The organism is Streptomyces candidus (genome assembly GCF_014207445.1).
Classification (GTDB): domain Bacteria; phylum Actinomycetota; class Actinomycetes; order Streptomycetales; family Streptomycetaceae; genus Streptomyces; species Streptomyces candidus.
In genome coordinates this window covers 210,826-233,369 of record NZ_JACHEM010000003.1, presented here as the reverse complement: position 1 = coordinate 233,369, position 22,544 = coordinate 210,826, and the positions used below count along the sequence as shown (strand labels likewise).

The 22,544-nt window shown below is 72.0% G+C and carries 24 protein-coding genes and 1 pseudogene; 7 read left to right on the top strand and 18 right to left on the bottom strand.

Annotation, left to right across the window (positions count from 1 at the left end; all coding sequences use genetic code 11):
- Positions 1–164: 164 nt before the first annotated feature.
- Positions 165–1,427: a nucleotide sugar dehydrogenase gene (locus HNQ79_RS07085; protein WP_185028100.1), complete on the top strand. Its 1,263-nt coding sequence runs from the start codon at positions 165–167 to the stop codon at positions 1,425–1,427.
- A gap of 126 nt (positions 1,428–1,553) precedes the next feature.
- Here HNQ79_RS07085 and HNQ79_RS07080 read toward each other — a convergent pair whose 3' ends face one another.
- From HNQ79_RS07080 to HNQ79_RS07065, 4 genes are all read right to left on the bottom strand, one after another.
- On the bottom strand, positions 1,554–2,681 hold the full coding sequence (locus HNQ79_RS07080; protein ID WP_185028098.1) for a GuaB3 family IMP dehydrogenase-related protein: 1,128 nt from the start codon (positions 2,679–2,681) through the stop codon (positions 1,554–1,556).
- Between the two features lie 102 nt (positions 2,682–2,783).
- Positions 2,784–4,286: an IMP dehydrogenase gene (guaB, locus tag HNQ79_RS07075; RefSeq protein WP_185028096.1), complete on the bottom strand. Its 1,503-nt coding sequence runs from the start codon at positions 4,284–4,286 to the stop codon at positions 2,784–2,786.
- Positions 4,287–4,456: 170 nt separating this feature from the next.
- Positions 4,457–5,044: a sigma-70 family RNA polymerase sigma factor gene (locus tag HNQ79_RS07070; RefSeq protein ID WP_185028094.1), complete on the bottom strand. Its 588-nt coding sequence runs from the start codon at positions 5,042–5,044 to the stop codon at positions 4,457–4,459.
- Positions 5,045–5,283: 239 nt separating this feature from the next.
- The gene (locus HNQ79_RS07065; protein WP_003948568.1) at positions 5,284–5,895 is read right to left on the bottom strand and encodes a response regulator transcription factor; all 612 of its coding nucleotides are present in this window, start codon (positions 5,893–5,895) and stop codon (positions 5,284–5,286) included.
- 322 nt (positions 5,896–6,217) lie between these two features.
- On the opposite strand from HNQ79_RS07065, the pseudogene HNQ79_RS34425 reads away from it, so the two are divergent.
- Positions 6,218–6,541: pseudogene (locus HNQ79_RS34425) on the top strand (WhiB family transcriptional regulator); the annotation flags it as partial.
- A gap of 267 nt (positions 6,542–6,808) precedes the next feature.
- On the opposite strand, the gene HNQ79_RS07055 reads toward HNQ79_RS34425, so the two are convergent.
- A complete protein-coding gene (locus HNQ79_RS07055) occupies positions 6,809–7,705 on the bottom strand; it encodes a LysR family transcriptional regulator (protein WP_185028092.1) in 897 nt (298 codons plus the stop codon).
- Between the two features lie 82 nt (positions 7,706–7,787).
- Between HNQ79_RS07055 and HNQ79_RS07050 the strand changes: the two genes are divergently transcribed.
- Together HNQ79_RS07050 and HNQ79_RS07045 are read left to right on the top strand one after the other, a co-directional pair.
- Positions 7,788–8,474, top strand: a complete 687-nt coding sequence (locus HNQ79_RS07050) for an MOSC domain-containing protein (protein ID WP_185028090.1) — start codon at positions 7,788–7,790, stop codon at positions 8,472–8,474.
- Between the two features lie 66 nt (positions 8,475–8,540).
- Positions 8,541–9,314: an SDR family NAD(P)-dependent oxidoreductase gene (locus HNQ79_RS07045; protein WP_185028088.1), complete on the top strand. Its 774-nt coding sequence runs from the start codon at positions 8,541–8,543 to the stop codon at positions 9,312–9,314.
- A 214-nt stretch (positions 9,315–9,528) separates the two neighbouring features.
- Here HNQ79_RS07045 and groL read toward each other — a convergent pair whose 3' ends face one another.
- The 4 genes from groL to HNQ79_RS07025 all read right to left on the bottom strand — a co-directional run bounded on the left by groL (position 9,529) and on the right by HNQ79_RS07025 (position 13,728).
- Positions 9,529–11,160 (bottom strand): chaperonin GroEL, encoded by a 1,632-nt coding sequence (gene groL, locus HNQ79_RS07040; protein WP_185028085.1) that lies wholly within the window; start codon positions 11,158–11,160, stop codon positions 9,529–9,531.
- A gap of 111 nt (positions 11,161–11,271) precedes the next feature.
- Positions 11,272–11,580 (bottom strand): co-chaperone GroES, encoded by a 309-nt coding sequence (gene groES, locus HNQ79_RS07035; protein WP_185028083.1) that lies wholly within the window; start codon positions 11,578–11,580, stop codon positions 11,272–11,274.
- A gap of 214 nt (positions 11,581–11,794) precedes the next feature.
- The gene (locus tag HNQ79_RS07030) at positions 11,795–12,700 is read right to left on the bottom strand and encodes a polysaccharide deacetylase family protein (RefSeq protein ID WP_185028081.1); all 906 of its coding nucleotides are present in this window, start codon (positions 12,698–12,700) and stop codon (positions 11,795–11,797) included.
- Positions 12,700–13,728, bottom strand: a complete 1,029-nt coding sequence (locus HNQ79_RS07025; protein ID WP_185028079.1) for a polysaccharide deacetylase family protein — start codon at positions 13,726–13,728, stop codon at positions 12,700–12,702. Before HNQ79_RS07025 ends, HNQ79_RS07030 begins: the two co-directional genes overlap by 1 nt.
- Positions 13,729–13,848: 120 nt before the next feature.
- Between HNQ79_RS07025 and HNQ79_RS07020 the strand changes: the two genes are divergently transcribed.
- Both HNQ79_RS07020 and HNQ79_RS07015 read left to right on the top strand, forming a co-directional pair.
- Positions 13,849–15,225, top strand: a complete 1,377-nt coding sequence (locus HNQ79_RS07020; protein ID WP_185028730.1) for a class I SAM-dependent methyltransferase — start codon at positions 13,849–13,851, stop codon at positions 15,223–15,225.
- Positions 15,226–15,235: 10 nt separating this feature from the next.
- Positions 15,236–15,550, top strand: a complete 315-nt coding sequence (locus HNQ79_RS07015) for a hypothetical protein (RefSeq protein WP_185028077.1) — start codon at positions 15,236–15,238, stop codon at positions 15,548–15,550.
- A 256-nt stretch (positions 15,551–15,806) separates the two neighbouring features.
- On the opposite strand, the gene HNQ79_RS07010 is transcribed toward HNQ79_RS07015, so the two are convergent.
- The 6 genes from HNQ79_RS07010 to tsaB all read right to left on the bottom strand — a co-directional run bounded on the left by HNQ79_RS07010 (position 15,807) and on the right by tsaB (position 19,564).
- Entirely contained in the window at positions 15,807–16,169 is a 363-nt protein-coding gene (locus HNQ79_RS07010; protein WP_185028075.1) for a hypothetical protein, read from the bottom strand.
- Positions 16,170–16,369: 200 nt separating this feature from the next.
- Positions 16,370–16,891 (bottom strand): hypothetical protein, encoded by a 522-nt coding sequence (locus HNQ79_RS07005; RefSeq protein WP_185028073.1) that lies wholly within the window; start codon positions 16,889–16,891, stop codon positions 16,370–16,372.
- A gap of 96 nt (positions 16,892–16,987) precedes the next feature.
- Entirely contained in the window at positions 16,988–17,287 is a 300-nt protein-coding gene (locus HNQ79_RS07000; RefSeq protein WP_185028071.1) for a hypothetical protein, read from the bottom strand.
- On the bottom strand, positions 17,284–18,402 hold the full coding sequence (gene tsaD, locus HNQ79_RS06995; protein ID WP_185028069.1) for a tRNA (adenosine(37)-N6)-threonylcarbamoyltransferase complex transferase subunit TsaD: 1,119 nt from the start codon (positions 18,400–18,402) through the stop codon (positions 17,284–17,286). Before tsaD ends, HNQ79_RS07000 begins: the two co-directional genes overlap by 4 nt.
- The gene (gene rimI, locus HNQ79_RS06990) at positions 18,399–18,869 is read right to left on the bottom strand and encodes a ribosomal protein S18-alanine N-acetyltransferase (RefSeq protein ID WP_185028728.1); all 471 of its coding nucleotides are present in this window, start codon (positions 18,867–18,869) and stop codon (positions 18,399–18,401) included. The genes tsaD and rimI overlap by 4 nt, the downstream gene beginning before the upstream one ends.
- A gap of 38 nt (positions 18,870–18,907) precedes the next feature.
- The gene (tsaB, locus tag HNQ79_RS06985) at positions 18,908–19,564 is read right to left on the bottom strand and encodes a tRNA (adenosine(37)-N6)-threonylcarbamoyltransferase complex dimerization subunit type 1 TsaB (RefSeq protein ID WP_185028067.1); all 657 of its coding nucleotides are present in this window, start codon (positions 19,562–19,564) and stop codon (positions 18,908–18,910) included.
- A 181-nt stretch (positions 19,565–19,745) separates the two neighbouring features.
- On the opposite strand from tsaB, the gene HNQ79_RS06980 reads away from it, so the two are divergent.
- A complete protein-coding gene (locus HNQ79_RS06980; protein ID WP_185028065.1) occupies positions 19,746–20,324 on the top strand; it encodes a hypothetical protein in 579 nt (192 codons plus the stop codon).
- A 52-nt stretch (positions 20,325–20,376) separates the two neighbouring features.
- On the opposite strand, the gene HNQ79_RS06975 is transcribed toward HNQ79_RS06980, so the two are convergent.
- The 3 genes from HNQ79_RS06975 to HNQ79_RS06965 form a co-directional block, all read right to left on the bottom strand.
- On the bottom strand, positions 20,377–20,571 hold the full coding sequence (locus HNQ79_RS06975) for a hypothetical protein (protein WP_185028063.1): 195 nt from the start codon (positions 20,569–20,571) through the stop codon (positions 20,377–20,379).
- Between the two features lie 157 nt (positions 20,572–20,728).
- Complete coding sequence (tsaE, locus tag HNQ79_RS06970; RefSeq protein WP_185028061.1) at positions 20,729–21,265, bottom strand: tRNA (adenosine(37)-N6)-threonylcarbamoyltransferase complex ATPase subunit type 1 TsaE; 537 nt, start codon at positions 21,263–21,265, stop codon at positions 20,729–20,731.
- Entirely contained in the window at positions 21,225–22,541 is a 1,317-nt protein-coding gene (locus HNQ79_RS06965; RefSeq protein WP_229923342.1) for an alpha/beta fold hydrolase, read from the bottom strand. Before HNQ79_RS06965 ends, tsaE begins: the two co-directional genes overlap by 41 nt.
- Between the last annotated feature and the right edge of the window lie 3 nt (positions 22,542–22,544).

Genomic DNA, 22,544 nt, shown 5'->3' with positions numbered 1-22,544 from the left:
GACCCCTCTCCACGATGCCCCGAAATCCCCCATAACGGTCATATTTACGCCTAGTCTGACATTTCCTCGGCTCGAACTGTCCACAGGGCTTGCGCGCCGCCCCGCCCCCGGTTAAGGAGGCGTCGTCGCGGGCCCGGGGACCCAAGGGAAGGACGGCTCACGCCATGCCCGCAGACCTCGCCGTCATCGGACTCGGACACCTCGGCCTCCCCCTCGCCCAGGCCGCCGTCGCCGCCGGCATCGCCACCATCGGGTACGACACCGACCCGCGCCCCGTCGCCGAGCTGGCCGCCGGCCGCTCACCCGTGGACGGCTCGCTCTCGGCCGCGGAGATCCGCCGCATGCTCGCCAGGGGGTTCCGCCCGACCACCGATCCCGCCGAACTGGGCCGGGTCCGCACCGCCGTGATCTGCGCGCCCACCCGCCTCGGCCCGGACCGCACCCTGGACCTGTCCGCCGTCGAGGCCGCCGCCCGCACGCTCGCCGCGCGGCTGCGCCCGCACACCACCGTGCTGCTGGAGTCCGCCGCCTACCCGGGCGCGACCGAGGAGTTCCTGCGCCCCCTCCTGGAGCAGGGCTCCGGCCTGCGCGCGGGCCGCGACTTCCACCTCGCGCACTCCCCCAGCCGCCTGGACCCCGGCAACCGGACCCACGACTACGCGCACACCCCCAAGGTGATCGGCGGCCTCACCCCCGCCTGCACCGAGTCCGCCGCCGCCTTCTACGGCCGCCTCACGGACAAGGTCGTCCGCGCCCGCGGCCCCCGCGAGTCCGAGACCGTCGGCGTCCTGGAGAGCAACTACCGGCACGTCAACATCGCCCTCGCCAACGAGATGGCCGTCCTCTGCCACGACCTCGGCGTCGACCTGTGGGACGTCATCCGCTGCGCGGAGACCAAGCCGTACGGCTTCCAGGCCTTCCGCCCCGGACCCGGCGTCGGCGGCCACAGCGTCCCCCTGGACCCCAACTACCTCTCGTACAGCAGCCGGACCCCCGGCCACCCGCTGCGCATGGTCGGTCTCGCCCAGGAGATCAACGGACGGATGCCGCAGTACGTGATCCAGCGCTGCGCCACCCTCCTCAACGAACACGGCAAGTCCGCCCGCGGCGCCCGCGTCCTGCTCCTGGGCGTCACCTACAAGCCCGACCTCGCCGACCAGGAGGGCTCCCCCGCCCCCGAGATCGCCACCCGGCTGCGCGACATGGGCGCCCACCTCACCTACCACGACCCCCACGTCCCGCACTGGCGCGTGCGCGACGTCCCGGTCCCGCGCGCCGACTCCCTCTACGAGGCGGCGGCGGCGGCCGACCTGACGATCCTGCTCCAGCACCACCGCACCTACGACCTCCAGGGCCTCGCCGTGAAGGCCCAGCTCCTGCTGGACACCCGGGGCGCGAGCCCGGCGGGCGCAGCGCACCGGCTGTGAAGGGGGGCCGCGTACCGCAGAGACACCGGTGGCCCGCCACCTCCGCGAAGAGGTGCCGGGCCACGGGCTTACGCACGCGAGCGCTCAGCCGTACGGCGCGGGCAGCCGGCCGTACGGAGGAGCGGGTCAGCGGCGGTGCTGCGAGTCCGCCACCGTCACCTCGACGCGCTGGAACTCCTTGAGCTCGCTGTAGCCCGTCGTCGCCATCGAGCGGCGGAGCGCTCCGAAGAGGTTCATCGAACCGTCCGGGATGTGCGCCGGGCCGGTGAGGATCTCCTCGGTGGTACCGACGACACCCAGGTTCATCCGCTTGCCGCGCGGCACGTCCTCGTGGACGGCCTCCATGCCCCAGTGGTGGCCCCGGCCGGGCGCGTCCGTGGCACGGGCCAGCGGGGAGCCCATCATCACGGCGTCCGCGCCGCAGGCGACGGCCTTCGGGATGTCGCCGGACCAGCCGACGCCGCCGTCGGCGATGACGTGCACGTACCGGCCGCCGGACTCGTCCATGTAGTCGCGGCGCGCGGCGGCGACATCGGCCACCGCGGTCGCCATCGGCACCTGGATGCCCAGCACGTTGCGGGTGGTGTGCGCCGCGCCGCCGCCGAAGCCCACCAGCACACCGGCGGCACCGGTGCGCATCAGGTGCAGCGCCGCGGTGTACGTGGCGCAGCCGCCGACGATCACCGGAACGTCCAGCTCGTAGATGAACTGCTTCAGGTTCAGCGGCTCGGCGGCACCGGAGACGTGCTCGGCCGACACGGTCGTGCCGCGGATCACGAAGAGGTCGACACCGGCGTCGACGACGGCCTTGGAGAACTCCGCCGTGCGCTGCGGGGAGAGCGCGGCGGCGGTGACCACACCCGAGTCGCGCACCTCCTTGATGCGCTGCCCGATCAGCTCCGCCTTGATGGGCTCGGCGTAGATCTCCTGGAGGCGGCGGGTGGCGGCGCCCTCGTCGTTCAGCTCGCGGATCTCGTCCAGCAGCGGCTCGGGGTTCTCGTACCGCGTCCACAGCCCTTCGAGGTTCAGGACGCCCAGTCCGCCGAGCTGCCCGATGCGGATGGCGGTCTCCGGGGAGACGACCGAGTCCATGGGGGCGGCCAGGAACGGCAGCTCGAAGCGGTAGGCGTCGATCTGCCAGGCGATCGAGACCTCCTTCGGGTCCCGCGTACGCCGGCTCGGCACGATGGCGATGTCGTCGAACGCGTACGCCCTGCGGCCGCGCTTGCCGCGCCCGATCTCGATCTCAGTCACGTTGTGTGGCCTTTCCCTCTTGGTCTGCCGTTCCAGTATCCCCGACACGCCCGAAAGGGACGGCCCCGGGAATCCGGAACCGCCCCTTCCAGGACGCGGGTGCTACTTGCGGCTGTAGTTCGGCGCCTCGACCGTCATCTGGATGTCGTGCGGGTGGCTCTCCTTGAGGCCCGCCGACGTGATCCGGACGAAACGTCCCTTGCTCTCCATCTGGTCCACCGAGGCGGCGCCCACATAGCCCATCGTCTGGCGCAGTCCGCCGACGAGCTGATGCAGCACGTTGGCGAGCGGACCGCGGTAGGGCACCTGGCCCTCGATGCCCTCGGGGACGAGCTTGTCGTCGGAGGACACCTCGGCCTGGAAGTAGCGGTCCTTCGAGTACGAGCGGCCCTGACCGCGGGACTGCATCGCACCCAGCGAGCCCATGCCGCGGTACGACTTGAACTGCTTGCCGTTGATGAACATCAGCTCGCCCGGCGACTCCTCGCAACCCGCGAGGAGGGAGCCCAGCATCACGCTGTCCGCGCCCGCGGCGAGGGCCTTGCCGATGTCGCCGGAGTACTGGAGGCCGCCGTCGCCGATGACCGGGACGCCCGCCGCACGGGCCGCCAGCGCGGCCTCGTAGATCGCGGTGACCTGCGGGACGCCGATGCCGGCGACCACACGCGTGGTGCAGATCGAGCCGGGGCCGACTCCGACCTTGACGCCGTCCACACCCGCGTCGACCAGGGCCTGGGCACCGTCGCGGGTCGCCACGTTGCCGCCGATGACGTCCACGTTCACGGCCGACTTGATCTTGGCCATCCAGGAGAGGGCGTTGCTGTTGTGGCCGTGCGAGGTGTCGACGATAAGGAAGTCCACGCCCGCCCCGGCCAGCGCCTGGGCGCGGTCCAGCGCCTCGGGGCTCGCGCCGACGGCCGCGCCGACCAGCAGCCGGCCCTCGGCGTCCTTGGCGGCGTTGGGGTACTGCTCGGCCTTCTTGAAGTCCTTGACCGTGATGAGGCCCTTGAGGACGCCCGCGTCGTCGACCAGCGGAAGCTTCTCGATCTTGTGGCGGCGCAGCAGTTCCATGGCGTCCACGCCGGAGGTGCCGACCTTGCCGGTGACCAGCGGCATCGGCGTCATGACCTCGCGCACCTGGCGCGAACGGTCCGACTCGAAGGCCATGTCGCGGTTGGTGACGATGCCGAGCAGCTTGCCCGCCGGGTCGGTGACCGGGACGCCGCTGATGCGGAACTTGGCGCACAGCGCGTCGGCCTCACCGAGCGTGGTGTCGGGGCCGACCGTGATCGGGTCGGTGACCATGCCGGACTCGGAGCGCTTCACGAGGTCGACCTGGTTGACCTGGTCCTCGACCGACAGGTTGCGGTGCAGTACGCCGACGCCGCCCTGCCGGGCCATCGCGATGGCCATGCGGGACTCGGTCACCTTGTCCATCGCCGCGGACAGCAGCGGGATGTTCACACGAACGTTCCGCGAGATGAGGGACGAGGTGTCGACCGCGTTGGGGAGCACTTCGGAGGCGCCCGGCAGCAGCAGCACATCGTCGTAGGTCAGCCCGAGCGTCGCGAATTTCTCCGGCACTCCATCGACGTTCGCAGTCATGACACCTTCCCAAATGGTCTTGCCCGGCGCGGATGTCCATGCTAACGGGAACCCGAGGTGTCACATTCCACGATCATGACAACCGGCCGAGTTTGTACGTTTCTCCTGCACGCGGGTACGCCGATGCGGTAGGCGGTGCGCGGTACGGCAGGAGCGGGCCGGTCCGCGGGTCACTGCCCCGCGAGGGCGCGGAGTCTGCTCAGTGCCCTGTGCTGCGCCACCCGCACCGCGCCCGGCGACATCCCGAGCTTCTGTCCCGTCTCCTCCGCGGTCAGCCCGACCGCGACCCGCAGCACCAGCAGTTCACGCTGGTGCTCGGGAAGGTTGGCGAGCAGCTTCTTGGCCCAGGCGGCGTCGCTGCTGAGCAGCGCCCGCTCCTCCGGGCCGAGCGAGTCGTCGGGCCGCTCCGGCATCTCGTCGGAGGGCACCGCGGTCGACCCCGGGTGGCGCATGGCCGCCCGCTGCAGGTCGGCGACCTTGTGCGCGGCGATGGCGAAGACGAACGCCTCGAAGGGGCGTCCGGTGTCCTTGTAGCGCGGCAGCGCCATCAGCACCGCGACGCACACCTCCTGCGCCAGGTCCTCCACGAAGTGACGAGCATCACCGGGCAGCCGGGACAGCCGGGACCTGCAGTAGCGCAGGGCCAGCGGGTGCACGTGGGCGAGCAGGTCGTGGGTGGCCTGTTCGTCGCCCTCGACGGCGTGGTGCACCAGGGCACCGATGGCCCCCTGGGCCGCCACCGCCTCGTCGTCGCGCATCGGTCCATGGTGCCTTGACGTTCCGGCATCCGCGCCGCCGCGCCCGTAGTTGTGCACTGAAGCGTTATGAGCAGGTACGCCAGGACTCATCTCCCGCGCCCTCCCCTTCCGCTCGACCGATCCGTTCCCGAGGAACCCCATCCCTCAAGGATGCGGCATCGGCCGCCGAACCGGGATCGGGCGTCCTGCTCCCCGCCCGCGCGAGGGCGAGCGGGGGACCAAACTCACCTGCTGTCCGGTCAGCGGACCAGGCCCCAGCGGAACCCCAGCGCCACCGCGTGCGCACGGTCCGAGGCGCCCAGCTTCTTGAAGAGCCTCCTGGCGTGCGTCTTGACGGTGTCCTCGGAGAGGAACAGCTCGCGGCCGATCTCGGCGTTGGAGCGGCCGTGGCTCATTCCCTCCAGCACCTGGATCTCCCGGGCGGTGAGGGTGGGGGCGGCGCCCATCTCGGCGGACCGCAGCCGGCGCGGGGCGAGCCGCCACGTCGGGTCGGCGAGCGCCTGCGTGACGGTCGCGCGCAGCTCGGCGCGGGACGCGTCCTTGTGCAGATAGCCGCGGGCCCCGGCGGCGACCGCGAGCGCGACCCCGTCGAGGTCCTCCGCGACCGTCAGCATGATGATCCGGGCGCCGGGGTCGGCGGACAGCAGGCGCCGGACCGTCTCGACACCGCCGAGACCGGGCATCCGTACGTCCATCAGAATCAGGTCCGAACGGTCGGCGCCCCAGCGGCGGAGGACTTCCTCGCCGTTGGCCGCAGTCGTCACGCGCTCGACACCGGGCACGGTCGCGACCGCGCGACGGAGCGCTTCTCGGGCAAGCGGGGAGTCGTCGCAGACGAGGACGGATGTCATGACCGTCCTCCGCAGCTCTTGCGCGTCACCTTGGGCCTCCAGGCTGAATACAAGTCGTCACCTGTGCGGTTGACGCTCTCGGACACCTGCCCGATCGCCTTTTCCTTCAACCGCCTCAGCCAACTCAACGACGGTCACTCGAAAGAGTTACGGCCCGTGATCCGGCCTCTCGTGCCCCCACTGCCCCATTTAGTCGCTTTTCTTCCCTTTTGCTGGTGTCTGTGGCTAGATTTCCAATGAGTCATATTTTCATCTACTCAGATAGTAGATGTACCGTCTCGCACAGAGTTTCCGCCTCAGCACAGACGCAAGGGGACAACCAATGGCAGATTTCTCCCGCCTTCCCGGACCCAACGCCGACCTGTGGGACTGGCAGCTCCTCGCGGCCTGCCGCGGGGTCGACAGCTCGCTGTTCTTCCACCCGGAGGGCGAGCGCGGGGCCGCGCGAAGCGCACGTGAGAACTCGGCGAAGGAGGTCTGCATGCGGTGCCCGGTGCGCGCGCAGTGCGCGGCGCACGCACTCCAGGTCCGCGAGCCCTACGGGGTGTGGGGCGGCCTCACCGAGGACGAGCGCGAAGAGCTGATGGGCCGCGCCAGACACCGGCTGGTTCCGGCAGGAGGCGCCGTCGGCGGTACGGCGGCGGGGACGGCCGCGAAGAAGCAGGACCCGGTGACGGGCGGCGGCATGCAGCACGCCCGACGCGTCACCCTGCTGAAGTAGTCCGCCGCCGACGCCGGCAACGGCCGCCGTCCATCCTTGAAGGAACGTTTCTTCACCACACCGCCCCGCCCCGCGGTCAACCACCCGGATGGCGGCAGGTCGGGCGGCGGGGGCGCCGGGCAACTGCACGGAGGGCCGGCCCCGGCGCCCCACGGACGAAAGGCGGCGCCCGGCCGGCCGGACGAGGGGTGATCAGCGGGCCGCGGCGAGTGCCAGCTGGTCGAGCGTGGCCGCCACGGCAGGCACCTGCGCCAGGTCCGGCAGGGTGAGCGCGACGATCTCGCGCTGTACGGCAGGTTCCACCGCGACGGTGCGCACCGCCTTGTGCAGGACCGACTCCAGCGCCAGTTCCGGCAGGACGGCGACGCCGAGCCCCGCGCCGACCAGGCCCATCACCGCCGGGTAGTCGTCGGTCGCGAAGTCGATGCGGGGAGCGAAGCCCGCGCTCTCGCAGACCTCGACGAGTTGCCGACGGCAGCGCGGGCAGCCCGCGATCCAGGGTTCCTCGGCCAGTTCGCCGATGCCGACGGTGCCGGCCCCGTCGAGCCGGTGCCCCTCGGGGACGAGGCCGACCAGCCGGTCGGTGAGGAGGGGGCGTACGACCAGGTCGGTCCAGTCCTCGGTGGCACCTCCCGGCCCGTACCGGAAGGCGAGCGCCACGTCGCAGTCGCCCTCGCGAAGCATCTCCACCGAGCGCGGCGGCTCGGCGTCGACGAGGGAGACGCGGGTGCCGGGGTGGGCGGCGCGCAGGGCGGCGAGGGCGGTGGGGACCAGGGTGGAGCTGCCGGAGGGGAAGGAGACGAGCCGGACCCGGCCGGCCCGCAGGCCCGCGATGGCGGCGACCTCCTCCTCGGCGGCGGTGAGCCCGGCGAGGATGCCCACCGCGTGCCTGACCAGGGCCTCGCCGGCCTGGGTGAGGCGCATTTCGCGGCCGGTGCGGATGAGCAGGGTGGTGCCCGCCGACTGCTCCAGGGCCTTCATCTGCTGGCTGACGGCCGGCTGGGTGCAGCCCAGCTCGCGGGCGGCGGCGGAGAAGGACCCGGTGGCGGCGACTGCGCGCAGGACGCGGAGGTGGCGGGCTTCGATCATGGGCCGAGTATAAGACGAGCTTGGGTGCAGGAGAGAATTGCGGGTCGGAGCTTTGAGTTCGGCTCGGCTAGCGTTCTGCGTCATGAAGCTACTGAGTGTCAATCGGGGGCGGGCCGCGGCCAGCGCCCACACCGGCCAGCCGGAAGGGCTGACGGGCATAGGCAAACGGCCCGCCGAAGGGCCGGTGGAGGTGCGCGATCCGGGGCCCTCCGGCACCGGCGGCAGCGGGCTCGTCGGCGACGACGTGTGCGACCTGCGGCACCACGGCGGCACCCGGCAGGCCGTGTACGCGTATGCCCGCGAGGAGCTGGACCACTGGGAGGCCGAGCTCGAACGCCCCCTGCGCAACGGGGAGTTCGGCGAGAACTTCACCACCCTGGGCCTGGACGTGAACGGGGCACTGCTCGGCGAGCGGTGGCGGGTCGGCCCGGACCTGGTCCTGGAGGTGACCGCCTCCCGCATCCCGTGCCGTACCTTCGCGGGCGCGCTGGACGAGAAGCAGTGGGTGAAGCGCTTCACTGCGGCGGCGGTCCCGGGCGCGTACCTCAAGGTGGTGCAGCCGGGCTCGGTACGGGCCGGGGACGCCATCGCGGTGCTGCACCGGCCCGCGCACGAGGTGACGGTGGCGACGCACTTCCGGGCGCACACCCTGGAACGCGACCTGCTGCCACGGCTGCTGGAGGCCGGGGACGTGCTCTCCCCGTACACCCGGGAGAAGGCACTCGCTCACCTGGACAAGCACGGCAGCGTGGCACGGGCGGGCAACTAGGGCGGAGAGCGCACCGGTTGGGGATCGGGGCGGTCGGCGATGATCCGGGGCACTACCGTGGTCCACATGACGACTGCACTGATCACCGGAGCGACCGCAGGCATCGGCTCCGCCTTCGCACGGCGGCTGGCCGCCGACGGGCACAACCTGGCGCTGGTGGCCCGGAACACCGAGCGCCTCCGGGAACAGGCGACGGAACTGCACGACAAGCACGGCGTGGAGGCGGAGGTCCTGGCCGCCGACCTGTCCACGGACGAGGGCATCGCGGCCGTCGAGGAGCGGCTCGCGGACCGCACGCACCCGGTGGACCTGCTGGTCAACAACGCCGGCTTCGGCAATAAGGGCGAGTTCCTCGAAGTCCCGATGGCCGACGAGCTCACCATGCTCAAGGTGCACTGCGAGGCGGTGCTGCGGCTGACGTCGGCGGCTGTGCGCGGCATGAAGGAGCGGCGGCGCGGCGGGGTCGTCAACGTCGCCTCGGTGGCCGCCTTCGTGCCGCGCGGGACGTACGGGGCGAGCAAGGCGTGGGTGGTGCAGTTCACCCAGGGCGCGGCGAAGGACCTCAGCGGGAGCGGGGTGCGGCTGATGGCGCTGTGCCCGGGTTTCGTACGCACGGAGTTCCACGAGCGCGCCGGGATGGGCACGGACAACATCCCGTCGTGGATGTGGCTGGACGCCGACAAGCTGGTGGCGGAGGCGCTCAAGGACCTCGCCCGGGGCAAGACGCTGTCGATCCCGGACCCGCGCTACAAGGCGCTGATGGGTGTGGTGAAGGTGGCGCCGCGCGGACTGCTGGGCGGGATCACGTCGAAGACGGGGCGGAAGTACGGCCCGCGGTAGGCCCGTCCGGGGGCTGTGCCGCGCGCGTCGTGGCACAGCGGCTCCCGGCCCTCCGCAGCAGGGCCCCCGGCCCCGGGAGCTGTGGCCGTGACCGCCCGCCACCGCTGTCCGCGGCGCATGCCAGGACGCGCCGAAGCCCGGCTCGCCGTCGCGATGACGGGGAGCCGGGCTTCGGCGCGGTGCGGCCGGACCGGTCGTACTGCCGGTCCTTCACTCAGTGCGAGTGGCCGTGGCCACCGTGGCTGTGACCGGCGTCGCCCTCGTCCTCGGCCGGCTTCTCGACGACCAGGGTCTCGGTCGTGAGCAGCAGCGAGGCGATGGACGCGGCGTTCTCCAGCGCGGAGCGGGTGACCTTGACCGGGTCGATGACGCCGGCCTTGACCAGGTCGCCGTACTCGCCGGTGGCGGCGTTGAAGCCCTGGCCCTTGTCGAGCTCGGAGACCTTCGAGGTGATGACGTAGCCCTCGAGGCCGGCGTTCTCGGCGATCCAGCGCAGCGGCTCGACGGCGGCGCGGCGGACGACCGCGACACCCGTGGCCTCGTCGCCGGTCTTGCCGAGGTTGCCCTCCAGGACCTTCACGGCGTGGACGAGCGCGGAGCCACCACCGGAGACGATGCCCTCCTCGACCGCGGCGCGGGTCGCGGAGATGGCGTCCTCCAGACGGTGCTTCTTCTCCTTGAGCTCGACCTCGGTCGCGGCGCCGACCTTGATGACGCAGACGCCGCCGGCGAGCTTCGCCAGGCGCTCCTGCAGCTTCTCGCGGTCCCAGTCGGAGTCCGTGGACTCGATCTCGGCCTTGATCTGGTTGACGCGGCCCTTGACGTCCTCGGCGTTGCCGCCGCCGTCGACGATGACCGTGTCGTCCTTGGAGATCGTGACGCGGCGGGCGGTGCCCAGTACGTCCATGCCGGCCTGGTCGAGCTTGAGGCCGACCTCCTCGGCGATGACGGTGGCACCGGTGAGGGTGGCCATGTCGCCGAGCATCGCCTTGCGGCGGTCGCCGAAGCCGGGGGCCTTGACGGCCACGGCGTTGAACGTGCCGCGGATCTTGTTGACGACGAGGGTGGAGAGCGCCTCGCCCTCGACGTCCTCGGCGATGATCAGCAGCGGCTTGGAGCCACCGTTCTGGATGACCTTCTCCAGGAGCGGCAGCAGGTCCTGGATCGAGCCGATCTTGCCCTGGTGGATCAGGATGTACGGGTCGTCGAGGACGGCCTCCATACGCTCCTGGTCGGTCACCATGTACGGGGACAGGTAGCCCTTGTCGAAGGCCATGCCCTCGGTGAAGTCCAGCTCCAGGCCGAAGGTGTTGGACTCCTCGACGGTGATGACACCGTCCTTGCCGACCTTGTCCATCGCCTCGGCGATGAGCTCGCCGACCTGCTGGTCCTGCGCGGAGAGCGCGGCCACGGCGGCGATGTCGGACTTGTCGTCGATCGGGCGGGCGGTCGCGAGGAGCTCCTCGGACACGGCCTTGACGGCGGCGTCGATGCCCTTCTTCAGGGCGGCCGGGGAGGCGCCGGCGGCGACGTTGCGCAGGCCCTCGCGGACGAGCGCCTGGGCCAGCACGGTGGCGGTGGTCGTACCGTCACCCGCGATGTCGTTGGTCTTGGTCGCCACCTCCTTCACCAGCTGGGCGCCGAGGTTCTCGTACGGGTCGTCGAGCTCGACCTCGCGGGCGATGGTGACGCCGTCGTTGGTGATGGTCGGGGCGCCGAACTTCTTGTCGATGACGACGTTGCGGCCGCGCGGGCCGATCGTCACCTTCACGGTGTCGGCAAGCTTGTTGACGCCGCGCTCAAGGGCGCGACGGGCGTCCTCGTCGAACTTCAGGATCTTCGCCATGGAGCTTTTCAAGTCCTCTCGGAATACGAACTGCGCAAAACGAGCCGCGCCCCTGACCACCCGGCGTGTGAGCGGGGGCCAGGGGCGCGGTTCAAGCAATGCAGAAGTGAGTTACTTCTCGATGATCGCGAGAACGTCGCGAGCCGAGAGGACGAGGTATTCCTCGCCGCTGTACTTCACCTCGGTGCCGCCGTACTTGCTGTACAGCACTACGTCGCCGACGGAGACGTCGAGCGGCAGGCGCTCGCCGTTCTCGAAGCGGCCCGGGCCCACGGCCAGGACGACGCCCTCCTGGGGCTTCTCCTTGGCGGTGTCCGGAATGACCAGGCCAGAGGCGGTGGTCTGCTCTGCGTCGAGCGGCTGGACCACGATGCGGTCCTCAAGCGGCTTGATGGCAACCTTGGAGCTTGCGGTCGTCACGATCCGGTCTCCCCCTTCGGAGATCTCACGGGGTTAACAGTCTGGGGTGGCGACCAGGAGGATCCGTCGTCGCGGGTGCCGGACCTGCCCGTCGCTGTGTTGGCACTCTCCAGTGGTGAGTGCCAGCACCGAGACTATGACGCGGTTAGCACTCGGTCAAGCGGAGTGCCAATCGAGGCGGGCCGGATGTGCCGGGTGAGGACGAGAAGGCTGCTCACAGGTAGTCCTCCAGGCGGGCCACCGTGAAGCCCTGGTCCTGTATGCGGCGCAGCATGCGGGCGGTCATCTCGGTGATGGTCGAGCCCTTGAGCTCGTCCGGGCCGCGGAAGTGGGCGAGGACGATGTCGCCGGACCTGAGCCGGTCGCCCTCCGCGTACCGCATGTCGTGGATCTGCATCGACTCGCGCCACAGGACCAGTGCCTTCACCCCGCAGCTGCCCGCCGCGCGCACGGTGTCGTCGTTGTAGTTGCCGTACGGCGGACGGAAGAGGGTCGGGCGGGTGCCGAAGCGGGCTTCGAGGCGGTCCTGCTGGTCGCAGATCTGTTTGCGCTGGCCCTCGTAGGGGAGCGTCCGCAGATTGGCGTGGCCCGTGGTGTGGTTCTGGATGGCGCCACCGCCCGCGTCGCGCAGCCGCGCGAAGTGGCCGTAGTCGCTCCCCGCGACGCTGTCCGTGAGGAACATGCTGATCGGGAGCTTCAACTCGCCGACCATCCGCACGAATTGCGGGTCCTTCTCGGCCCCGTCGTCGAAGGTGAGGAAGACGACCTTGTCGTTCGTCCGCACCCGGTCGAACACGACGGGCGGACCGGACGGCTTGAGCACCGGCGTACGGTCCGGCTTCGCCGGAGCCGGTGCGAGGGGCCCCGCCAGTCCCCATGTCGCGTACGCCTTCAGCGGTACGCCCCGGGCGTCGGCCCCCGGCGCGGCGGCAGCACCCTGGCCGGGGGTGGTTCTGTCGGGGGTGGTGTCGTCGGGGGTCGGTGCGGTCGCTTTCGGGGGCCCACCCCCCTCCCCCTCCCCGGCGCCCCTTCCGGAGCATCCGCCCGCCCCCACCACCAGCACGCCGGCCGCCAACGCCCCCGCCACCCACGACACCGACCGGCGTGCCCGTACTCGCATCAGACGTAGTCCTCCAGCTTGGCCACGGCGTAGCCCTTGGCCGTGATCGTCTTCATGACGCGACGAATCATGTCGGGCATGGATCCCTTCCAGTCACCCGGCCCCCGGAAGTGGGTGAGCACGATGTCGCCGGGGTGCAGGTCCTTGTCCCACTCGCGCCATTCCATCCGGTCCGGAAAGGCTTCGGCCGCCCACAGCGGAACGGCTCTGACCCCGCATGTCTTGGCGGCGCGCAGGGTGTCCCTGTTGTAGTTGCCGAAGGGGGGCCGGAAGAGCGGAGGCCGGGTGCCGTAGCGCCGTTCCAGGTTGGTCTGCTGCCCGCAGATCTCCTTCTTCTGCTGCCGGTAGGAAAGTCCGGGCAGGTAGCGGTGGTTGAGGGTGTGGTTGTGCAGCGCCACGCCCTTGTCCTGCATCTTCTTGAAGTAGCCGTAGTCCTCCTTCACCACGTAGTCGGCGAGGAACGCGCTGTAGGGGATCTTCAGCTCGTCCATCATCCGGATCAGCTCCGGGTCCTTCTCGGCGCCGTCGTCGATGGTCAGGAAGACGACCCGCTCCTTGACCGGCACGGTCGTGAAGACCGGCGGCAGCGACTCGGACACCTGCCCGTCCACCTCGAAGCCCTTGCGGGTCCCGATCCTGGGCTTGACGGCGGGCGGTGCGGGTGCTGCCAGCGGCGTCTGGGCGAGGCCCCAGCGCCTTGCGGCGACGGCCCGGGCCACCTGCTGCGCCTCGGCGGCCTCCCGGGCGCGCCGCGCCTGCTCAGCGGGCGGGAGCAGAGCCCCCGCCGCACCGTCCACCGTCCTGCCCGTACGGTTCTCCCCCGGCCCGTTCTCCCCCGGCCCGTTTCCCCCCTTCAGCGCGGCGGCCCCGCTCCGCCCGCCCGTCTCCTCCTGTGCCGGGGTGGCGCACCCCGAGGCGATCGCGGCCAGTACCAGGACCGCGATGCCCATGATTACGCTTTTCCGCCCCCCTGCTCCTGGGTTGTGCACAGGAAGACCTCTTTCTTCGGTTTGTCGTACAAGTCGCATGGCGCCGCATCCTGTCAGCGAGAAACCCCGCGCACCCGCCGACACCGCGAGGGGATGCGCGCCGTCCCCCACTCGGCGCACACCCGGCCCGGCCGACGCAGCCCCCTGGCCTGGCCCACAATGGGCCGGGTGACGAACCACCCCGGCCGCCCCGCCACCGACTCCCGCGCCACCCCCGCCACCTGCGCCGACATCCCCGCCGCAGGCCGGGCCGCCGACCCCGCGACCGCCGCCTTCCGCGCCCTGTTCACCGAGGAGGGTCAGGCCCTGCTCGCCGAGCTGCGGGACCACGACCCCGCCCAGGAGCTGGCCGTGGCGACGCGGCTGCGCCGCGACCACTCCCCCGAGCTGGTGTCGGCGGCGCTGTCCCAGGCGCGGCTGCGCCAGCGGGCGGTGGCGAAGTTCGGGGCTGAGGACGCGCACCGGATGTACTTCACGCCCAACGGCGTCGAGCAGTCCACCCGCAGGTCGGTCGCCGAGTACCGGGCGGCCCGCTTCCGTGCCCTCGGCCCGGTCCGGGTCCTCGACCTGTGCGGCGGCATCGGCGGCGACGCCCTGGCGATGGCCCGCGCGGGCCTGTCCGTCGAGGCCGTGGACCTCGACCCGACGACCTGCCTGGCCGCCCGCGCCAACGCGGAGGCACTGCTCCCGGACCCGGCCGCGCTGACCGTCGTCACGGCGGACGTGACGTCGTACGACCTGACCGGTGCGCAGTCGCTCTTCGTCGACCCGGCGCGCCGGTCGGGGGCGCGCGGCAGGATCTTCGACCCCGAGGCGTACTCCCCGCCGCTGTCCTTCTCCGTCGACGCGGTGCGGAAGGCCGGTCTCGGCGCCATCAAGATCGCCCCCGGCATCCCGCACGAGCTGGTCCCGGACGACTTCGAGGCCGAGTGGATCTCCGACAACGGCGACGTGAAGGAGGCGGTCCTGTGGCACGCGGCAAACGCGCCCACCCACGGGGCCGGCAGCTCCCCGGCCCCCGGAGCCTGCTCCACCCCCGGTGGCTCCCCGGCCCACGGGGCCGCCTCCGCCGCCCCGGTCGTCGCCGGTGTCCGCCGCGCCACCCTGCTGCCGTCCGGCGTGAGCCTCGTCGGCCGGGGTCTGCCGGACCCCGCCGTGCGGAAGGTAGGCCGGTACCTCTACGAGCCGGACGGCGCGGTCATCCGCGCGCACCTCGTCGCCGAGGTCGCCGAGGAGCTCGACGGCGGACTGATCGACGAGACGATCGCGTACATCACCGCCGACGAGCTGCGCCCCACGCCGTATGCCACGCCGTACGAGATCACCGACGAACTCCCCTTCGGTGTGAAGAAGTTGAAGGCCCTTCTGCGGGAGCGCGAGGTCGGCGTCCTGACCGTCAAGAAGCGTGGTTCGGCCGTCGAGCCGGAGGAGCTGCGCAAGAGGATGAAGCTCTCCGGCAAGAACTCGGCCACCGTCTTCCTGACCCGGGTCGCCGGTGCCCCCGCCATGCTCGTGGGCCGCCCCGCACACCCGTAGCGTCATGCCCATGTCCTACACCGGCGAGGCTCTGGACGAACTGCGGCGGGTGCTCGGACACCGCGCCGGCGACGAGTACGGCTGGTCGGCCCACGCCGGAACCCTGAGCTGGTCCTGCCTGCGGACCGCCGAGCACATCGCGCACGATCTGACGGCGCACTCGGGGCAGTTGGCGGCCCGGCCCGACGACTCCTACCTGCCGATGGACCTCACCGTCCGGCCCGGGGCCTCCCCCGGCGACCTGCTGCGCGTGATCACCGCCGCGGGTGGGATGCTCGCCGCAACCCTCGCCGCCTCCGGGCCCGAGGTACGGGCGTACCACTGAGGCCCGTGCGACCCGACGGGGTTCGAGGCGATGGGCGTGCGGGGTACACCGGGCAGTCCGGATCGGCGGGCACTGGACGGCCGGATCGGGAGGCACCGGACGGCCGAATTGGAGGGCGCATCAGGGGCCTGAGGGCATCGGCCGGCCGGGCCGGAGTGCACCAGGCAGTGGCCGGATCCGGGCGCACCGGACGGCCGGAGGAGCGCACCGGACGGTTGCGCCAAGGCGACGGGCGGCAGGCTGCCGGGCCGCCGCGTCAGAGGTCGGTCAGTTCGTCCGCGTACACCTGCGAGAGCGGCTGCGGGCCCACGTACTGCTGGCAGTTGCACGTGCCGGCCTCGAAGCGGACGGGCTTCTTGTTCTCGTCCCAGGCGGTCGGCGTCTCGACCAGCTCGTGGCACTTGCCGGCCTTGTCGTGCTTCGCGAGGTGGTGCGTGCAGCCGCAGATCGGCTCCGGGGGCTTCTGCGCCGCCTCCAGTGCCAGCCGTTCCTGCCGGTGCGCCTCGATCCGTTGCAACTGGCGTTCGTGCCGGGTGGCCAGTGCCTGACGGCCGGCGTTCGCGAGCCCGCCGAAGCCGCCCATCATGAAGAAGATGAACAACCACCAGTACCAAGCCATTCGGACGTTCCTTCCCCCGGCTGCCACGCCTGTACGACCAGAGTACGCCGTTCGGCCGTAGGGGGGCCGGGGGCGTCGGCGGCCGCGCGAACCGGCCTTTCCGGCTGCCGCACGGGGGCGGGGAATGCGCACGGGCCGCCTCCGAGGGCCAGGAGGCCCTGCGGAGGCGGCCCGTGCGGGACCGGCCGAGGGGGACGGGACTACCGGGGTTCCGGTGTCAGCGCGCCCTTCTCGGTCGCGGTCGCGGGGGCGGTGAGGTCCACCGGGAGCGCGGTGTCCGCGGGGACCGCGGCATTCGCCGGGAGCTGCTCGGCCTGCGCTTCGCCGTCCGCCGCCGACCGGTGGTGGCCGCACCAGCCGACATGGCCGAGGTTGTCGACGTACTTGGCGCTCATCCAGCCGGAGCGGTCCCACAGCTTGAACCAGACCGCGTTGCCGGCGACGTTCTGGCCGCGCACCTTGCACGCGATGCGGACCATGGCGTGTCCGCGGTACGAGCCGATCCGCGCCGAGTGCGTGGTCGGGCGGGACCGGACGAACTGGCCGTGCTTCGCCGTCACCTTCCCCGCGACTCCGTGCCGTGCGGTGGCCTGCGCGCTCTCCGTGCCCGCGGCGGGCGCGGGGGACGTGGCGAGGGCGACGGCCGGGGCACACAGGGCGAGCGCGATTCCGACGGACACGGCGCCCAGGCGGGCCTGGGCGACCTTCAGCTGTACGGACATACTCCGGGACTCCTTCGGTGACGACGGGGGGGACACCCCTGGCATCGCCGAGTCTCAAAGGGAATTGTCCGAAAAGCGGTCAGCGCCACTCGCAGGTCAGCCGTTCGGCCCAGCTCCGGCCGACGCGTCCCGTCCGTCGGCCTCGACCGACTCGAAGCGCCACCTGTGCACCGCCCGCGCGATCAGCTCCGCCTCGGGTTCCGGGAGTTCGGGCAGCTCGGCCTCGTAGGGCGCGTCCCACCAGGTGATGACGAGGACCCGGCCCTGCGGTGCCCGCAAAATCTCCCGGCGCACGGGTGCGGCGGCGAGGACCTCCGCCTGGGCGTGGGCCCACTCCAGGAGTTCGGGGCCCCTGCCGTCGACGGCGCGGGCCTCCCACATCAGGGCGACGGTCATGAGTAGAGGTTGTCCTTGCTGATCTCGTGGACGTGGTCGTGGGAGTGCGTGTGCCCGTGTCCCGGTACGTGCGGTTCCGTCACCGGCAGCGAGGAGTCCGCCGAGAGATCCCAGTCGGAGGCCGGACGGTTGCGGGCGACCATCTCCGCCCCCAGTGCGGCGACCATCGCGCCGTTGTCCGTGCACAGGCCGGGCCGTGGGACGCGCAGCCGGATTCCGGCCCGTTCGCAGCGCTCGGCGGCGAGGGCGCGCAGCCGGGAGTTGGCGGCGACGCCGCCGCCGATCATCAGGTGGTCGACGCCCTGGTCCTTGCAGGCGCGCACGGCCTTCTTGGTCAGCACGTCGACGACCGCCTCCTGGAAGGACGCGGCGACGTCGCGCACCGGGACCTCCTCGCCCGCGTTGCGCCTGGCCTCGATCCAGCGGGCGACGGAGGTCTTGAGGCCGGAGAAGGAGAAGTCGTACGCCGGGTCGCGGGAGCCCGTCAGGCCGCGCGGGAACGCGATGGCCCTGGGGTCGCCCTCCTTGGCGAGGCGGTCGATGACCGGACCGCCGGGGAAGCCGAGGTTCAGCACGCGGGCGATCTTGTCGAAGGCCTCGCCCGCCGCGTCGTCGATGGTCGCGCCCATCGGGCGGACGTCGGAGGTGATGTCGGGGGCGAGCAGCAGGGAGGAGTGCCCGCCGCTGACCAGCAGCGCCATGGTCGGCTCGGGGAGCTTGCCGTGTTCGAGCTGGTCGACGCAGATGTGCGAGGCGAGGTGGTTGACGCCGTACAGGGGCTTGCCCAGGGCGTACGCGTAGGCCTTCGCGGCGGTCGTGCCGACCAGGAGCGCGCCCGCGAGACCGGGACCCGCGGTGACCGCGATGCCGTCCAGGTCGGCGGCGGCGATGCCGGCTTCCTTGAGCGCGCGTTCGATGGTGGGGACCATCGCTTCGAGATGGGCGCGCGAGGCGATCTCGGGGACGACTCCGCCGAACCTGGCGTGCGTGTCGACGCTGGAGGCGACCGCGTCGGCGAGCAGCGTCGTGCCGCGGACGATGCCGACGCCCGTCTCGTCGCAGGAGGTCTCGATGCCGAGGACCAGGGGTTCGTCGATACCGCTGGTGAGGTTCATGACTGGATCTTCTCTGTCTCTTCGGTCGTCGTGCGGCGCATCACGAGCGCGTCGACGTTGCCCGGCTGGTAGTAGCCCTTGCGGAAGCCGATCGGCTCGAAGCCGAAGCGTTCGTACAGCTTCTGCGCGCGCGTGTTGTCGACCCGTACTTCCAGGAGGACTTCGGTGCACTCGAAGGCGGTGGCGTGCTTGAGCAGGTCGGCGAGCAGGCGTGCGCCGAGGCCGGTGCCCCACTGGTCGCGGGCGACGGCGATGGTCTGGACGTCGCCGAGGTCACCGGCGGCGGCGAGGCCCGCGTACCCGACGATGCGGCCGGTGGCCGGGTCCTCGGCGACGACGTAGCGGCGGGTGGCGCGGGGGCCGCGCGCGTGGGCCAGCTCGGACCAGAACATGCCGGGCGACCAGGCGTCCTCGGGGAACAGCTCGTGTTCGAGGGCGAGCACGGGATCGATGTCCCACCAGCGCATTTCGCGCAGCACCTGTGCCACGGCGGTCGCGGAAGGGGTCACTTGGGGGTGACCACCTTGTAGTTCTTGGGGACCTGCGCGTCGGGGCGGCGCAGGTAGAGAGGGAGGGGCGCGAGGAAGCCCTCGCCGCCCGCGGCCAGCCGCTCGGCGGCCAGTGAGGCGAGGGCGGCGGCCGACACGTGTTCGGGGCCGCGCGCGTCGGGGAACGCCTCGGGGTACAGGAGGGCGCCCGCGCCCACCACGGGCAGGCCGGCGAGCCGGTCTGCGAGGTCGGCGGGGCGGTCCACGGCGGGTTCGGTGATACGGGTGCGGGGGTCGTCGTAGCGCGCCCAGTACACCTCCTTGCGGCGGGCGTCGGTGGCCACCGCGAAGGGCCCTTCCACCTCGCTCGCGTACGCGAGCGCGTCCAGCGTGCACAGTCCGTGCACGGGGACGCCGAGGGCGAAGCCGAAGGTCTCCGCCGTCGCGAGCCCGACCCGCAGGCCGGTGTACGGGCCGGGGCCGACGCCGACGACGAGGTCGGTGACGGCGTCGAGTTTCAGCCCGGCGTCGCGCAGGGTGGTATCGACGAGGGGCAGCAGCAGTTCCCCGTGCCGGCGGGCGTCGATCCGGGTGGTCTTGGCGACGACGGAGCTGCCGTCGTGGAGGGCGACGGTGACGGCGGGGGTGGCGGTATCCACAGCGAGCAGGAGCACGCAAACAGCCTACGGCCCGGACGGCGGAAGCACGGCGTCCGGACGGTCCGCGCACCGGCTGCTACCGTCACGACAAGTGGTGCGGAAGCTCGTGCGCCAGGTCGCGGCAGGGCCCGGTGGCGGGCTCGCGCGGAACGCGGCGCGGAGCCTCGGACAGAGGCGGAACGAAAGGTGCAGCAAGGTGGCTAGCAGCAGCTCGGGAATCGTGGCCGGGCTCACCGCGGGGGCACTCGCCGTCGTCGGCTTCCTCAGCTACCAGGCCTCGGCGAACGCGCCCGACTCGGTGGCCGCGCCCAGTGCGTCGGTTTCCCCCGGCCCGACGCCCACCGTCAAGGGGAAGGCGGCCCAGCCGTCGCCGCTGGCCCTGCCCGCCGACTCCGGGACCGGCACCCGGGTCGTGTACTCGCTGTCCGGCAAGCGCGTGTGGCTGGTGGACACCAACGCTCCGGCGGCGGCGCGGCAGAAGCCCCCGACGTACCCGGTCGCGCCGAGCGCGGTCAGCCCGTCGCCGGACACCTACCGGGTCTCCACCCGCTCGCTGCGGATCACCGGATCGGACGGCAAGCCGGTCGAGCACGTGGTGCGGTTCGCGAACGTGGACGGGGTGACGGTCGGATTCAGCGCGGCCGTCGACGGCACGATGCCGACGCCGGGCGCGCAGCCCCAGGAGGGGACGGGCGCGGTACGGATGGCGCGCGAGGACGCCACGAAGGTGTGGGAGTTCGCGACGGTCGGCGTCACGATCGTCGTCGTGCCCTAACCCTCGTACGGGTTACTCCCGGACGTCGGGGCGGGCGAAGCGGCAGGGGTCGCTAGGCGGCTTCGCGGCGCCCGGCGGCCCCCTCTTCGCTGTCCGCGGCCCGCTCGGCCGCTTCCCGGGGCGGGGTCGACACCGCCGTGGCCGCCGCGCACGAGGCGAGCAGCGCGCGCATGGTCACGGGAGCACCGGTGCCGGGCGCGGCGGCAGGCGTCATGGGCTTCTCGACTTCTCGTTCCGGTGCCGACATGGACGCCTCCTGGGGCGAGGGGGGCAGGCGCAGCGAGACGGGAGGTTAGGCTGACCTAACCACGGTCTCCCGACCATGTGACCACGCCCGGCACCCCGGATGCAACATCTTCCCGACACGTTGTCGGAATCTACCGGGAGAACGTACGGCGGGCCGCTCAGGTTCCCAGTGCCGCCAGCTCGCCTCCCGCCCAGCGCTGCCCGATCCCGTCCAGCCGTACCGTGCGCACATCGTCGTCGGTGTCTCCGGTCGCGCGGTCGATGACGACGTGCAGCCGGTCCTCGGAGAGCTCCTCGACCTTGCCGTCGCCCCACTCCACGACGATCACCGATTCGGGCAGCGACACGTCCAGGTCCAGGTCCTCCATCTCGTCGAGCCCGCCGCCGAGCCGGTACGCGTCGACGTGCACCAGCGGCGGCCCGTCGCCGAGGGAGGGGTGCACTCGGGCGATGACGAAGGTCGGCGAGGTCACGGCTCCCCGTACGCCCAGACCCGCACCGAGGCCGCGGGTCAGCGTGGTCTTGCCCGCGCCGAGCTCGCCGGTGAGCATCACGAGGTCGCCGGGGCGCAGCAGCCTCGCCAGCGAGTGCCCCAACTCCCCCATTTCGGCCGGGGAGTTGACGGTGAGAAGGTGAGAGTGGACCGGGATGACGTCAGGGGCGTTCGCAGCGGCCCCGCTGTGCGGTGCTTCCATGGGAATCAACGTTAGCCGTCGGCGGCAGGACACCGACGCGGGCCAGCAGCTCCGCGAGGCGCGCGCTCACCAGCTCGGGGTGTTCGAGCATGACGAGGTGACCGGCGTCGGGGACGACGACCAGCTCCGAGTCCGGCAGCAGCGCGGCGATGGCCTCGCTGTGCGAACTGGGGGTGACCAGGTCCGCCACCCCGGCCAGCACCAGCACCGGCACCTCCGCGAAGATGCGCAGCGCGGCCGTCTTGTCGTGGTCCTGGAAGGCCGGGTAGAACTCGGCGACCACGTCTATCGGCGTCCCCTCGATCAGCCGCTCCGCGAACCGGGCGACCGCCGGATCCACGTCCCGCGACCCGAAGGAGTACCGCTTCACCACGCCCGCGAACAGGTCGGCGGTGGCCCGCCGCCCCCGCTCCACCAGTTCCGTCTGCGTGCCCAGGGTGCGCAGGACACGGGGCAGGACACGGCGCACCGCGTTGACGCCCGCGACCGGCAGCCCGAAGCTGACCTCGCCCAGCATCCCGGACGACGTGCCGACGAAGGCGACGCCGACGACACGCTCGCGGATCAGCTCCGGGAACTGGTCGGCCAGCGCCATCATCGTCATGCCGCCCATCGAGTGCCCCACCAGCACCAGGGGTCCCTCGGGCGCCGCGGTGTCGATGACGGCCTTCAGGTCCCGGCCGAGCTGGTCGATGTCGACGGGCACGCCGTGCGCCTGCCCCGCCCCGCGCGCGGAACGGCCGTGGCTGCGCTGGTCCCAGTGCACCGTGCGGACCACACCGCGCAGGGCGGCGCGCTGGAAGTGCCAGGAGTCCTGGTTGAGGCAGTAGCCGTGGCTGAAGACGACGGTGACCGGTTCGGCGGCGCGGCAGCCGAGGAGCGCGGAACGCCCGTCACCCGGCGCGGGCGTCCCCGCCCCGCCCCGGCCCGCCCCGTCGGACCCGCGAGGTCCCTCGGGGCCGTCCGAGGCGTCCGGGTCGTCGGTCTCGTAGTAGAGCTCGGTGCCGTCGTCGGCGAGGGCCGTACCGGGGGTGCCGCGCAGCGCCCCGTACGGGGCGGTCGCGTCGAGGGCGAGCCGGGCCTTCTTGCGCATGCCCCGGCCGACGGTGAGCCGTTCGATGGCCACGCCGGCGGCGGCTCCCGCCGCGACCACCCCTATGGCGGTCCCGGCCAGTCCCGCGCGACGCCAGCCCCCGGCCGGCGCCGAGGCGCTACGGGCCGCGTCGGCCGCCACCCGGGCCGCGGCGGTCACGCCCTCCGCGCTGCTCTCGCTCACGTA